Raw genomic sequence first — 13,527 nt, forward strand, 5'->3', positions numbered from 1 at the left:
TTGATGAGCAAATATTATTACAGTGCAAAAGAATCAGGTTTTTATTTCGCTGCCGATAAAAAATTATACGAAGCCGGAAAAGGCTGGCCGAAAGATGCCATTCCTGTTTCGGATGAGGATTATAAAACCTTGTTTTCAGGTCAGCAGGCAGGAATGGTAATCACCGCAGGGAGTGACGGCTATCCTGTGTTGACAGAACGCCCAGCCTCTACGGAAAAAGAGTTACAACAACAGGCTGACTCAAGGAAACAAAGCCTGATGCAGGAAGCAAACACTATGGTTTCAACGTTGCAGGATGCGGTTGATTTTGCAATGGCGACGGCAGAAGAAACCGCCGCGTTAACTGAGTGGAAAAAGTACCGGGTCTTGCTGATGCGCGTTGATACAGAAAAACCCGTATGGCCTACGCCTCCGGGGGAGCAGGCCAGGTAATATCTGGTGCGCTGGAGATATCGACCGCCTCCAGCGCATCAAGATAATCCAGCCACAAATTGTATTGCGCCAGTTCGTCACCTTTCAGGCGACCAATCGCCGCTTTACCTGGCCACTGCTTTCTGTTCATAACGTCATTTGCAGCAGCAATGTATTTCTCCTGAAGCACTTTAGCGTTGGCTACCTCCCCGCCGTGCTGCTCATCCGTATCAGTCACCCACTTTTTACCATCCCATTTATCATAAGCTGTTGCAGGGGCACTGGTAACATAGCCAAGTGCTATATCACCGATATAATCAACCTCTGACGATTCGCCGCTGGCTGTTGAATAAACGGTTTTCCCCCGATGATCGACTACATAACCCCACGTTTTTTTATCAGTGTCAAAAACCTGCGTAAAACCCTGCCTTGCGTCTCCCGGCGCGATATCCGTAGACCATGCAGGAACGCCGGTGGCAAAAGATATCCACTCGTTTGTTGTTCCTGTGTATTCGAACGTTTCACAATTAAAGTGATACACGTCGAGCCAGCCTTCACTTGATGCAAACCCATCAGTCATTACAGCAATTTTTTTATCCATTATGCGGCCCTCACAATGTAGTTAAGCGCGAAGTTACGCGGGCGAGTTTCAGTACCGCCGACATAGTTGGTATACCGACACATAGCATAGTTGTTTGCCCCCATCGCAATCTGCGCGCCTGAGCCTGTACCATCTTCTGAATAGTCAGCAACAAATCTGTTACCGGCACCTGACTGTTCTGGCTGGTGTCGGTGCGATGCAAAGGCATCAAGCTGCTCGGTTCCCAGATCACGCAACGGATCATAACCACGACCATTATCCAGCCCACGAATAAACAGACCGCGTAAATCAGGGGTGGCAAGGGCCGGATAAGCGACAGCAAGCGCCGGATACTGTGTCGCAGTGAATGTTTGTCCATTACAGAGCAGCCAGCCCGAAGGCGGTGCAGCAAGCGGCCACGGGAGAGGGACGCCGACCGGGATCAGATTCGACGAAATGCCCAGATAATTCACTATATCGGACGGGGATTTCCCCGAAAGGGCTGTGAGCGTGGCATCCAGCGGTTGCCTTCCTGTGAGTGGCGTCCATGTTGTAATAGCTGCCGTAGTTCCGCTGCCAAGATAAATTACATTTCCGCTCATCGCGAGACATGCGACAGCTCCTGAAGTCGCTTCAGGCAATACAACAATCTGCCAGTAACTTGTTTGATTCGGTGCATCAGGCGCTTTGTACGCGCGCATAAACTGACAACCTGTAGCCGCCCGAACACCAATTGATGTTCGGTCAATTGCGTCACTGACAAATGTTCCTGCGAGGAACCTACCGTCCCCCTTAAATAGCACTTCTCCCAAACCAACGTTTATGAAAATGCAGAGATAACGGGCAACTGGCATCATCTCCGGTTTTTATTCAGGGGGATGCTCATGCTTATTGGCTATGTACGCGTGTCAACAAATGACCAGAACACGGAATTGCAGCGTAATGCGCTGGAGTGTGCAGGATGTGAGCTGATTTTTGAGGATAAAATCAGCGGCACGAAGTCTGACCGACCGGGACTGAAAAAACTGCTCAGAACATTATCAGCAGGTGACACTCTGGTAGTCTGGAAGCTGGACAGGCTGGGGCGTAGTATGCGGCATCTGGTCATTCTGGTTGAGGAACTGCGCGAACGCGGCGTTAATTTTCGCAGCCTGACAGATGCTATTGATACCAGCACGCCGATGGGGCGTTTTTTCTTTCATGTGATGGGTGCCCTGGCTGAAATGGAACGAGAACTCATTGTCGAGCGGACACGCGCCGGACTGGAAGCGGCCAGAGCTAAAGGTCGTATTGGTGGCAGACGTCCGAAGCTCACCGCGAGTGAGTGGGAACAGGCAGGACGGTTGCTGGCTGCGGGTGAATCACGTCAACGCGTGGCGCTGATTTTTGATATTGGCCTGTCCACGCTCTATAAAAAATTCCCCTCATCAGCGACAAAGAATAAATTGTGTCATCCCTTAGCCAACCGGGACAAATAGCCTGACATCTCCGGCACAACTGAAAATATCACTCACCCATTAACCACGGAGTTAAACGGATGAGTGACTATCATCACGGCGTGCAGGTGCTGGAGATTAACGACGGCACCCGCGTCATTTCCACCGTATCCACCGCCATTGTCGGCATGGTCTGCACGGCCAGCGATGCGGATGCGGAAACCTTCCCCCTCAATAAACCGGTGCTGATTACCAATGTGCAGAGTGCAATTGCAAAGGCCGGTAAAAAAGGCACGCTGGCGGCATCGTTGCAGGCCATCGCTGACCAGTCAAAACCGGTCACCGTTGTCGTGCGCGTGGAAGACGGCACCGGCGATGACGAAGAAACGAAGCTCGCGCAGACCGTTTCCAATATCATCGGCACCACCGACGAAAATGGTCAGTACACCGGACTGAAAGCCCTGCTGGCGGCGGAGTCGGTAACCGGTGTTAAACCTCGCATTCTCGGCGTGCCGGGACTGGATACCAAAGAGGTGGCTGTTGCACTGGCATCAGTCTGTCAGAAGCTGCGCGCTTTCGGGTATATCAGCGCATGGGGCTGTAAAACTATTTCCGAGGTGAAAGCCTACCGTCAGAATTTCAGCCAGCGTGAGCTGATGGTCATCTGGCCGGATTTCCTCGCATGGGATACGGTCACCAGTACCACCGCCACCGCGTATGCCACCGCCCGTGCGCTGGGTCTGCGCGCTAAAATCGACCAGGAGCAGGGCTGGCATAAAACGCTGTCCAATGTCGGGGTGAACGGTGTTACCGGCATCAGCGCATCTGTATTCTGGGATTTGCAGGAGTCCGGCACCGATGCTGACCTGCTTAACGAGTCAGGCGTCACAACGCTGATTCGCCGCGACGGTTTCCGCTTCTGGGGTAACCGTACCTGCTCCGATGACCCGCTGTTCCTCTTTGAAAACTACACCCGCACCGCGCAGGTGCTGGCCGACACGATGGCTGAGGCGCACATGTGGGCGGTGGACAAGCCCATCACCGCAACGCTGATTCGCGACATCGTTGACGGCATCAATGCCAAATTCCGTGAGCTGAAAACAAACGGCTATATCGTGGATGCGACCTGCTGGTTCAGCGAAGAATCCAACGATGCGGAAACCCTCAAGGCCGGAAAACTGTATATCGACTACGACTATACCCCGGTGCCTCCTCTCGAAAACCTGACCCTGCGCCAGCGTATTACCGATAAATATCTGGCAAATCTGGTCACCTCGGTTAACAGCAATTAAGGAGCCTGACCGATGGCAATGCCGCGCAAACTCAAGTTAATGAACGTCTTTCTGAACGGCTACAGCTATCAGGGCGTCGCAAAGTCCGTCACGCTGCCAAAACTGACCCGTAAGCTCGAAAACTATCGCGGTGCGGGGATGAACGGCAGCGCACCGGTAGACCTCGGCCTTGATGACGATGCGCTGTCAATGGAGTGGTCGCTCGGTGGTTTCCCGGATTCGGTTATCTGGGAACTTTACGCTGCAACTGGTGTGGATGCCGTGCCGATTCGTTTTGCAGGCTCTTACCAGCGTGACGATACCGGCGAAACGGTGGCCGTTGAAGTGGTCATGCGTGGACGTCAGAAAGAAATCGACACCGGCGAGGGTAAACAGGGAGAAGACACCGAGTCGAAAATCTCCGTGGTCTGCACCTATTTCCGGCTGACGATGGACGGTAAGGAGCTGGTCGAAATTGACACCATCAACATGATTGAGAAGGTGAACGGCGTCGACCGGCTGGAGCAACACCGCCGCAATATCGGCCTGTGATTTTCATCCGGTCAGCCAGGCTGACCGGTAACCCCGATTCAGAAGTGAGAAAACCATGAACAAAGAAAATGTCATTACCCTGGACAATCCGGTCAAACGTGGTGAGCAGGTTATCGAACAGGTCACGCTGATGAAACCCAATGCCGGGACGCTGCGCGGTGTCAGTCTGGCTGCGGTCGCGAACTCCGAAGTCGATGCACTGATTAAGGTGCTGCCGCGCATGACGGCACCGATGCTGACCGAGCAGGAAGTCGCCGCGCTGGAACTGCCTGACCTTGTGGCTCTGGCCGGTAAGGTGGTCGGTTTTTTGTCGCCGAACTCGGTGCAGTGACGTTTCCGAAAAATCTCTCGGTCGATGACCTGATGGCGGATGTGGCTGTGATATTTCACTGGCCGCCATCAGAACTGTATCCCATGAGCCTGACCGAACTCATCACATGGCGCGAAAAGGCGCTCCGGCGAAGCGGAAACACGAATGAGTAACAATGTAAAATTACAGGTATTGCTCAGGGCTGTTGACCAGGCATCCCGCCCGTTTAAATCCATCCGCACAGCGAGCAAATCGCTGTCGGGGGATATCCGGGAAACACAAAAATCACTGCGCGAGCTGAACGGTCACGCATCCCGTATTGAGGGATTTCGCAAGACCAGTGCACAGCTCGCCGTGACTGGTCATGCACTTGAAAAGGCACGGCAGGAGGCCGAAGCCCTTGCCACACAGTTTAAAAACACCGAACGTCCGACCCGTGCTCAGGCGAAAGTGCTGGAATCCGCAAAGCGTGCGGCGGAGGACTTACAGGCGAAATATAACCGCCTGACGGATTCCGTTAAACGCCAGCAGCGGGAACTGGCCGTTGTGGGAATTAATACCCGCAATCTTGCACATGATGAGCAGGGACTGAAAAACCGTATCAGTGAAACCACCGCACAGCTTAACCGTCAGCGTGACGCGCTGGCGCGTGTCAGTGCGCAACAGGCAAAACTTAACGCAGTAAAACAGCGTTATCAGGCCGGAAAGGAACTGGCCGGAAATATGGCCTCAGTGGGCGCTGCCGGTGTGGGGATTGCGGCGGCGGGAACGATGGCCGGAGTTAAGTTGCTGATGCCCGGTTATGAGTTTGCGCAGAAAAACTCAGAATTGCAGGCCGTGCTCGGAGTGGCAAAAGATTCCGCCGAAATGGCAGCACTACGCAAACAGGCGCGCCAGCTCGGCGACAATACCGCCGCCTCAGCGGATGATGCGGCCGGTGCACAGATAATCATCGCGAAAGCGGGTGGGGATGTTGATGCCATTCAGGCGGCAACGCCGGTCACGCTGAATATGGCGCTGGCGAACCGCCGCACGATGGAAGAAAACGCCGCCCTGCTGATGGGGATGAAATCCGCCTTTCAGCTTTCAAACGATAAGGTCGCTCATATCGGGGATGTTCTCTCCATGACGATGAACAAAACCGCCGCCGATTTTGACGGCATGAGCGATGCGCTGACCTATGCCGCACCTGTGGCAAAAAATGCCGGTGTCAGCATTGAAGAAACCGCCGCAATGGTCGGGGCGCTGCATGATGCAAAAATCACAGGCTCAATGGCGGGGACGGGAAGCCGTGCCGTGTTAAGCCGCCTGCAGGCACCGACGGGAAAAGCATGGGATGCACTCAAAGAGCTTGGAGTGAAAACCTCAGACAGCAAGGGAAACACCCGGCCAATATTTACCATTCTGAAAGAAATGCAGGCCAGTTTTGAGAAAAACCGGCTCGGTACTGCCCAGCAGGCTGAATACATGAAAACTATTTTCGGGGAGGAGGCCAGCTCAGCCGCCGCCGTGCTGATGACTGCCGCCTCAACCGGAAAGCTGGACAAACTGACCGCTGCGTTTAAAGCCTCAGACGGGAAGACCGCAGAGCTGGTAAATATCATGCAGGACAATCTCGGCGGTGACTTTAAGGAGTTTCAGTCCGCTTATGAGGCGGTGGGGACTGACCTGTTTGACCAGCAGGAAGGCGCACTGCGTAAGCTCACGCAGACGGCCACAAAGTATGTGTTAAAACTCGACGGTTGGATCCAGAAAAACAAATCACTGGCGTCAACCATCGGCATCATTGTCGGTGGTGCACTGGCACTGACTGGTGTCATCGGTGCCATTGGCCTCGTAGCCTGGCCGGTTATCACCGGCATTAATGCCATCATCGCGGCAGCAGGCGCAATGGGGGCAATCTTCACGACGGTTGGCAGTGCTGTTATGACGGCCATCGGGGCGATTAGCTGGCCGGTTGTGGCCGTGGTGGCCGCAATTGTCGCCGGGGCGTTGCTTATCCGTAAATACTGGGAGCCTGTCAGCGCATTCTTTGGCGGTGTGGTGGAAGGGCTGAAAGCGGCATTTGCGCCGGTGGGGGAACTGTTCACGCCACTTAAGCCGGTGTTTGACTGGCTGGGCGAAAAGTTACAGGCCGCGTGGCAGTGGTTTAAAAACCTGATTGCCCCGGTTAAAGCCACACAGGACACCCTGAACCGTTGCCGTGACACGGGCGTCATGTTCGGGCAGGCATTGGCTGACGCGTTGATGCTGCCGCTTAATGCGTTCAACAAACTGCGCAGTGGTATTGACTGGGTACTGGAAAAACTCGGTGTCATCAACAAAGAGTCAGACACACTTGACCAGACCGCCGCCAGAACTCATGCCGCCACGTATGGCACCGGTGGTTATATTCCGGCGACCAGCTCTTATGCAGGCTATCAGGCTTATCAGCCGGTCACGGCACCGGCTGGCCGCTCTTATGTGGACCAGAGTAAAAACGAATATCACATCAGCCTGACGGGTGGTACTGCACCGGGGACACAGCTTGACCGCCAGTTACAGGATGCGCTCGAAAAATACGAGCGGGATAAACGTGCGCGCGCCCGTGCCAGCATGATGCATGACGGTTAAGGAGGTGACGAAAAATGATGCTCGCGTTAGGTATGTTTGTTTTTATGCGCCAGACGCTGCCACACCAGACCATGCAGCGTGAATCAGATTATCGCTGGCCGTCAAATTCCCGTATCGGTAAACGGGACGCTTTTCAGTTTCTCGGTGTGGGTGAGGAAAACATCACGCTGGCCGGTGTGCTTTATCCCGAACTGACCGGCGGCAAGCTGACGATGACCACGCTCAGGCTGATGGCAGAGGAGGGGCGGGCGTGGCCGTTGCTGGATGGCACCGGCATGATTTACGGCATGTATGTCATCAGCAGGGTGAGTGAAACAGGGAGTATTTTCTTTGCAGACGGCACACCCCGGAAAATTGATTTTACGCTGTCACTCACCCGCGTTGATGAATCACTGGCCGCGCTTTATGGCGATATCGGTAAACAGGCGGAATCGCTCATCGGTAAGGCCGGCAGTATGGCGACCAGATTCACAGGTATGACGGGGGCGGGATAATGCTGGATGCGCTGACATTTGATGCAGGCAGTACGCTGACGCCGGATTACATGCTGATGCTCGACAGCAGGGATATTACCGGCAATATCAGCGACCGTCTGATGAGCATGACCCTGACGGATAACCGGGGCTTTGAGGCTGACCAGCTTGATATTGAACTGAACGATGCCGACGGGCAGGTCGGGCTGCCGGTTCGTGGCGCTGTCCTGACGGTGTATATCGGCTGGAAAGGTTTTGCCCTGGTATGCAAAGGGAAATTTACCGTTGATGAGGTTGAACATCGGGGCGCACCGGATGTAGTCACCATCCGCGCCCGGAGTGCAGATTTTCGCGGGACGCTCAATTCCCGCCGGGAAGGCTCCTGGCATGACACCACGCTCGGTGCGATTGTTAAGGCGATAGCCACCCGTAACAGGCTGGAAGCCAGTGTCGCTCCGTCACTGGCCGGAATAAAAATTCCACACATCGACCAGTCGCAGGAGTCTGATGCGAAATTCCTGACCCGTCTTGCAGAACGCAACGGCGGTGAGGTGTCGGTAAAAATGGGAAAACTGTTGTTTCTCAAAGCGGGGCAGGGAGTGACGGCCAGCGGTAAAAAAATCCCGCAGGTCACCATAACCCGCAGCGACGGCGACCGCCATCATTTTGCGATTGCTGACCGTGGAGCCTATACCGGCGTAACGGCAAAGTGGCTTCACACCAAAGACCCGAAGCCGCAAAAGCAGAAGGTAAAACTGAAACGCAAAAAGAAAGAAAAACACCTGCGCGCACTGGAGCACCCGAAAGCGAAACCAGTCACGCAGAAGAAAGCGCCAAAAGCGCCGGAAGCGCGCGAAGGTGAATACATGGCCGGTGAGGCTGACAATGTTTTTGCCCTGACCACGGTATATGCCACGAAAGCGCAGGCCATGCGCGCTGCTCAGGCGAAGTGGGATAAACTGCAACGGGGCGTTGCGGAGTTCTCCATCAGCCTGGCTACCGGTCGGGCAGATATTTACACGGAAACACCGGTTAAGGTGTCAGGCTTTAAGCGCGTCATAGACGAGCAGGACTGGACAATCACTAAGGTGACACATTTTCTGAATAATAGCGGCTTCACGACGTCCTTGGAGCTTGAGGTCAGGCTTTCTGATGTGGAGTACGAAACAGAAGATGATGAGTGATGTGGTTTATTTATCTGTTTGTTTTATAAGGATAAATTAACTAAAATAGCACCATCAACAAAACCGGAAGAGGTGCTCGCGATGTTTCATTGTCCTTTATGCCAGCATGCCGCACATGCGCGTACAAGCCGCTATATCACTGACACGACAAAAGAGCGTTATCACCAGTGCCAGAACGTGAATTGCAGCGCCACGTTCATCACGTATGAGTCGGTACAGAGATACATCGTGAAGCCGGGAGAAGTCCACGCCGTAAGGCCGCACCCGTTGCCGTCAGGGCAGCAAATTATGTGGATGTGATCACAAAAATAGCCCCTCAGTTGAGGGGCTTTATTTATGGTCGATGTGGACGCTATGTGGACAGTGGTTGACATAAATCCATTTATATCATCAGGTTAGGTGCTTTTTTGTGACACCATCCCTGTCTTCCCCCACATGATGTGGGGGTTTTTTTATCTCCAGTTTGTCATTCTGTTATTAGCTTACTGTTTTAAACCATCCGTTATACTACCGGCAGAAGATAGCGGGAGTATTTATGAATCAAACCTATGGACGGCTGGTTAGCCGGGCGGCTATCGCGGCAACGGCGATGGCATCAGCGTTACTTTTGATCAAAATTTTTGCGTGGTGGTATACGGGATCGGTGAGTATTCTGGCGGCGTTGGTGGACTCGCTGGTGGATATTGCCGCGTCATTGACGAATTTGTTGGTCGTGCGTTATTCGCTGCAACCCGCAGATGATGAACACACGTTTGGGCACGGTAAAGCGGAGTCGCTGGCGGCGCTGGCGCAAAGTATGTTTATTTCCGGTTCGGCGTTGTTTCTGTTTTTGACCAGTATCCAGAATCTGATTAAGCCGACGCCAATGAACGACCCCGGCGTGGGGATTGGCGTTACCGTCATCGCTCTGATATGCACTATTATACTGGTCACGTTTCAGCGCTGGGTGGTACGCAAGACCCAAAGTCAGGCGGTACGGGCGGATATGCTTCATTATCAGTCTGATGTTATGATGAACGGAGCGATTCTTATCGCGCTTGGGTTATCCTGGTACGGTTGGCATCGTGCGGATGCCCTGTTTGCGTTAGGTATCGGCATCTATATTTTGTATAGCGCGTTACGTATGGGGTATGAGGCGGTGCAGTCATTATTGGATCGCGCGCTGCCCGATGCGGAACGACAGGAAATTATTGATATCGTGACGTCATGGCCGGGAGTCAGCGGCGCGCACGATCTCCGCACGCGGCAGTCAGGGCCGACTCGCTTTATTCAGATTCATTTGGAAATGGAAGATAATCTGCCGCTCGTTCAGGCGCATTTTGTGGCTGACCAGGTAGAGCAGGCGATTTTGCGGCGTTTTCCGGGTTCAGATGTCATTATTCATCAGGATCCCTGTTCAGTCGTCCCCAGGGAAGGCAGGAAGTTCGAGCTTGTATAATTGATTGTTAAAAAGTGAGCCAGGCCAGCATTTTGTGTATAAATTACCGCCATTTGGCCTGACCTGAATCAATTCAGCAGGAAGGGATTGTTATACTATCTGTATATTCGTTGGATCGTTTCGAAGTGCGAAATCGGCTTCCGGCAATAGATTTCATTTTGCATTCCAAAGTTCAGAGGTAGTCATGATTAAGAAAATCGGTGTGTTGACAAGCGGCGGTGATGCGCCGGGCATGAACGCGGCAATCCGCGGTGTTGTGCGCGCAGCGTTGACGGAAGGGCTGGAAGTCATGGGCATTTATGACGGCTATCTGGGCCTGTATGAAGATCGTATGGTGCAGCTTGACCGTTACAGCGTATCTGACATGATCAACCGTGGCGGTACTTTCCTCGGTTCTGCCCGTTTCCCGGAATTCCGTGACGAAAATATTCGCGCTGTCGCGATCGAAAACCTGAAAAAACGCGGTATCGATGCGCTGGTAGTTATTGGCGGCGACGGTTCTTATATGGGTGCAAAACGTCTGACTGAAATGGGCTTCCCGTGCATCGGTCTGCCAGGCACTATCGATAACGACATCAAAGGCACCGACTACACTATCGGCTATTTCACTGCTCTCGGCACTGTAGTGGAAGCGATTGACCGTCTGCGTGACACCTCCTCTTCTCACCAGCGTATCTCTATCGTTGAGGTGATGGGCCGTTATTGCGGCGACCTGACGTTGGCGGCGGCTATCGCTGGCGGCTGTGAGTTTATCGTGGTGCCGGAAGTTGAATTTAATCGCGAAGATCTGGTGGCGGAAATCAAAGCCGGGATCGCGAAAGGGAAAAAACACGCTATCGTCGCTATCACCGAACATATGTGCGATGTTGACGAGCTGGCGCACTTTATTGAAAAAGAAACGGGCCGTGAAACGCGTGCGACGGTGCTCGGCCACATTCAGCGCGGTGGTTCCCCGGTACCTTACGATCGCATTCTGGCTTCCCGTATGGGCGCGTATGCTATTGACCTGCTGCTGGAAGGCCATGGCGGTCGTTGTGTCGGTATCCAGAACGAGCAGCTTGTTCATCATGACATCATCGATGCGATTGAAAACATGAAGCGTCCGTTCAAAAGCGACTGGATGGAGTGCGCGAAAAAACTGTACTGATTGTTTTTGCGCGCCTGATGGCGCTACGCTTATCAGGCCTACAGGTTGCAGAAACGTGTAGGCCGGATTAGGCGCTAGCCGCCATCCGGCAATCCCTCAGATTTATTCCTCGAAGTTATAGCCAATCTTTTTTTATTCTTTAATGTTTGGATCGCTTTCTGGCACGCTTTGCTCATCACAACACAACATAAGCGAGTCGGGCGATGAAAAAGTGGGGCGTGGGGTTCACATTATTGCTGGCGTCAACCAGCATTCTGGCAAAGGATATTCAGTTACTTAACGTATCATACGATCCAACGCGTGAGCTGTACGAGCAGTACAACAAAGCGTTTAGCGCGCACTGGAAGCAGGAAACCGGCGACAACGTCGTGATCCGTCAATCGCACGGCGGTTCGGGTAAACAGGCGACTTCCGTCATTAACGGCATTGAAGCCGATGTCGTGACGCTGGCGCTGGCTTACGATGTGGACGCTATTGCGGAACGTGGTCGTATCGATAAAAACTGGATCAAGCGTCTGCCGGATAACTCAGCACCTTACACCTCCACCATCGTTTTCCTGGTCCGCAAAGGTAATCCAAAACAAATTCATGACTGGAACGATCTGATTAAACCGGGCGTGTCCGTTATTACGCCAAACCCGAAAAGCTCCGGCGGCGCCCGCTGGAACTATCTGGCGGCATGGGGCTACGCCCTGCACCACAACAATAACGATCAGGCCAAAGCGCAGGACTTTGTCAAAGCCCTGTTTAAAAACGTTGAAGTGCTGGACTCCGGCGCGCGCGGCTCAACCAATACTTTCGTTGAACGCGGTATCGGTGATGTGCTGATTGCCTGGGAAAACGAAGCGCTACTGGCGACGAACGAACTGGGTAAAGATAAATTCGAGATAGTGACCCCGAGTGAATCTATTCTCGCAGAGCCGACCGTTTCCGTGGTGGATAAAGTCGTTGAGAAGAAAGGGACGAATGCGGTGGCGGAAGCGTATCTGAAGTATCTCTACTCGCCGGAAGGGCAGGAGATAGCAGCGAAAAACTTCTACCGTCCGCGCGATGCTGACGTGGCGAAAAAATACGACGATGCGTTTCCGAAGCTGAAGCTGTTCACCATTGACGAGGTGTTTGGCGGCTGGGCGAAGGCGCAAAAATATCACTTCGCTAATGGCGGTACGTTCGACCAAATCAGCAAACGCTAAACCGTTTATAAACCCGGTAACGTATTATGTTACCGGGTTTTTTCTTTGCCACAATTTTGCGTTACTCTTCCCCGTCTATGGGTCACAGGGAACGCATATCATGAAAAAAACAGGCTACTTTTTACTGGCGGTGATAGTGATTGTCGCCGCGGCGGGCGTCGGTTACTGGAAATTTTCCGGCAACCCTGATGCATTACGGGAAATCGTGCTTGAACAATGCCTGCCCGATCAGTTACAGCATCAAAACCCAGCGCCTTGCGCGGAAGTCAAACCTCGCGCCGGCTATGTCGTCTTTAAAGATCGTCACGGTCCGTTGCAATATTTATTGATGCCCACCTACCGTATCAACGGTACAGAAAGCCCGCTATTGCTGGAACCCGCTACGCCCAACTTTTTCTGGCTGGCCTGGCAGGCTCGCGGCTATATGAGTAAAAAATACGGGCATGATATTCCGGATAGCGCGGTCTCGCTGGCGATTAATTCGCGGCTTGGTCGTTCACAGGACCATTTGCATATCCATATTTCTTGCATCCGTCCTGACGTTCGGGAACAACTGGATAACGATCTCACGCGTATCAGCACTCGCTGGCTTCCGCTACCGGGCGACCTGATGGGGCATGAATACCTGGCGCGCCGGGTAACCGAGAGCGAACTGGCGCAGCGTAGTCCGTTTATGATGCTGGCGGAAGAGGTGCCGGAAGCGCGCGATCATATGGGACGCTATGCGCTGGCGGTGGTACGCCAAAGCGATGGCTCTTTTGTCCTGCTGGCGACCGAGCGTAATTTACTGACCTTCAATCGCGCATCGGCGGAAGAGATTCAGGATCATAGTTGCGCCATTTTGTCTTCCCGCTGATTTTCGTTACACCCCCTGCTCATTATCTTATTGATTCTTATCCCGGTTTAAAACTGGGGTAAG

16 protein-coding genes are annotated in these 13,527 nt (G+C 53.3%); 14 read left to right on the forward strand and 2 right to left on the reverse strand.

The window, feature by feature from the left end; all coding sequences use genetic code 11:
- The first annotated feature begins 3 nt into the window (after positions 1 to 3).
- Complete coding sequence (locus ACLJQJ_RS21325; RefSeq protein WP_107973972.1) at positions 4 to 432, forward strand: tail fiber assembly protein; 429 nt, start codon at positions 4 to 6, stop codon at positions 430 to 432.
- Here the strand turns inward: ACLJQJ_RS21325 and ACLJQJ_RS21330 are convergent.
- Both ACLJQJ_RS21330 and ACLJQJ_RS21335 read right to left on the reverse strand, forming a co-directional pair.
- Positions 404 to 1,012 (reverse strand): tail fiber assembly protein, encoded by a 609-nt coding sequence (locus tag ACLJQJ_RS21330; protein WP_107973971.1) that lies wholly within the window; start codon positions 1,010 to 1,012, stop codon positions 404 to 406. The two genes, ACLJQJ_RS21325 and ACLJQJ_RS21330, sit on opposite strands and share 29 nt — an antisense overlap.
- Positions 1,012 to 1,593, reverse strand: coding sequence for a tail fiber protein (locus ACLJQJ_RS21335; RefSeq protein ID WP_161976932.1), 582 nt, complete (start codon positions 1,591 to 1,593; stop codon positions 1,012 to 1,014). The genes ACLJQJ_RS21330 and ACLJQJ_RS21335 overlap by 1 nt, the downstream gene beginning before the upstream one ends.
- 282 nt (positions 1,594 to 1,875) lie before the next feature.
- Between ACLJQJ_RS21335 and ACLJQJ_RS21340 the strand changes: the two genes are divergently transcribed.
- The 13 genes from ACLJQJ_RS21340 to ACLJQJ_RS21400 all read left to right on the forward strand — a co-directional run bounded on the left by ACLJQJ_RS21340 (position 1,876) and on the right by ACLJQJ_RS21400 (position 13,464).
- A complete protein-coding gene (locus ACLJQJ_RS21340; protein WP_001749283.1) occupies positions 1,876 to 2,469 on the forward strand; it encodes a recombinase family protein in 594 nt (197 codons plus the stop codon).
- A gap of 59 nt (positions 2,470 to 2,528) precedes the next feature.
- A complete protein-coding gene (locus ACLJQJ_RS21345; RefSeq protein WP_001286716.1) occupies positions 2,529 to 3,719 on the forward strand; it encodes a phage tail sheath protein in 1,191 nt (396 codons plus the stop codon).
- 12 nt (positions 3,720 to 3,731) lie between these two features.
- On the forward strand, positions 3,732 to 4,250 hold the full coding sequence (locus tag ACLJQJ_RS21350) for a phage major tail tube protein (RefSeq protein WP_001251408.1): 519 nt from the start codon (positions 3,732 to 3,734) through the stop codon (positions 4,248 to 4,250).
- A gap of 55 nt (positions 4,251 to 4,305) precedes the next feature.
- The gene (locus ACLJQJ_RS21355; protein ID WP_001031303.1) at positions 4,306 to 4,581 is read left to right on the forward strand and encodes a phage tail assembly protein; all 276 of its coding nucleotides are present in this window, start codon (positions 4,306 to 4,308) and stop codon (positions 4,579 to 4,581) included.
- The gene (locus ACLJQJ_RS21360) at positions 4,578 to 4,733 is read left to right on the forward strand and encodes a GpE family phage tail protein (protein ID WP_000143830.1); all 156 of its coding nucleotides are present in this window, start codon (positions 4,578 to 4,580) and stop codon (positions 4,731 to 4,733) included. Before ACLJQJ_RS21355 ends, ACLJQJ_RS21360 begins: the two co-directional genes overlap by 4 nt.
- Positions 4,726 to 7,173 carry a phage tail tape measure protein gene (locus ACLJQJ_RS21365; RefSeq protein WP_001749285.1) on the forward strand — a complete coding sequence of 816 codons (2,448 nt, stop codon included), beginning with the start codon at positions 4,726 to 4,728 and terminating at the stop codon, positions 7,171 to 7,173. The genes ACLJQJ_RS21360 and ACLJQJ_RS21365 overlap by 8 nt, the downstream gene beginning before the upstream one ends.
- Before the next feature lie 14 nt (positions 7,174 to 7,187).
- Positions 7,188 to 7,667: a phage tail protein gene (locus ACLJQJ_RS21370; protein ID WP_000978897.1), complete on the forward strand. Its 480-nt coding sequence runs from the start codon at positions 7,188 to 7,190 to the stop codon at positions 7,665 to 7,667.
- The gene (locus tag ACLJQJ_RS21375) at positions 7,667 to 8,830 is read left to right on the forward strand and encodes a phage late control D family protein (protein ID WP_001749286.1); all 1,164 of its coding nucleotides are present in this window, start codon (positions 7,667 to 7,669) and stop codon (positions 8,828 to 8,830) included. Before ACLJQJ_RS21370 ends, ACLJQJ_RS21375 begins: the two co-directional genes overlap by 1 nt.
- A gap of 81 nt (positions 8,831 to 8,911) precedes the next feature.
- Positions 8,912 to 9,130, forward strand: a complete 219-nt coding sequence (gene ogrK, locus ACLJQJ_RS21380) for a prophage transcriptional regulator OgrK (protein ID WP_000468308.1) — start codon at positions 8,912 to 8,914, stop codon at positions 9,128 to 9,130.
- Positions 9,131 to 9,365: 235 nt separating this feature from the next.
- Positions 9,366 to 10,268: a CDF family cation-efflux transporter FieF gene (gene fieF, locus ACLJQJ_RS21385; RefSeq protein WP_001077321.1), complete on the forward strand. Its 903-nt coding sequence runs from the start codon at positions 9,366 to 9,368 to the stop codon at positions 10,266 to 10,268.
- A gap of 184 nt (positions 10,269 to 10,452) precedes the next feature.
- A complete protein-coding gene (pfkA, locus tag ACLJQJ_RS21390) occupies positions 10,453 to 11,415 on the forward strand; it encodes a 6-phosphofructokinase (protein WP_000591793.1) in 963 nt (320 codons plus the stop codon).
- 203 nt (positions 11,416 to 11,618) lie between these two features.
- A complete protein-coding gene (locus tag ACLJQJ_RS21395) occupies positions 11,619 to 12,608 on the forward strand; it encodes a sulfate ABC transporter substrate-binding protein (protein ID WP_063809153.1) in 990 nt (329 codons plus the stop codon).
- Positions 12,609 to 12,708: 100 nt separating this feature from the next.
- Positions 12,709 to 13,464 (forward strand): CDP-diacylglycerol diphosphatase, encoded by a 756-nt coding sequence (locus ACLJQJ_RS21400; RefSeq protein WP_000750756.1) that lies wholly within the window; start codon positions 12,709 to 12,711, stop codon positions 13,462 to 13,464.
- Positions 13,465 to 13,527: the final 63 nt, after the last annotated feature.

It is taken from the genome of Salmonella sp. SAL04202, assembly GCF_046550775.1.
In the GTDB taxonomy this organism is placed as follows: Bacteria; Pseudomonadota; Gammaproteobacteria; order Enterobacterales; family Enterobacteriaceae; genus Salmonella; species Salmonella enterica.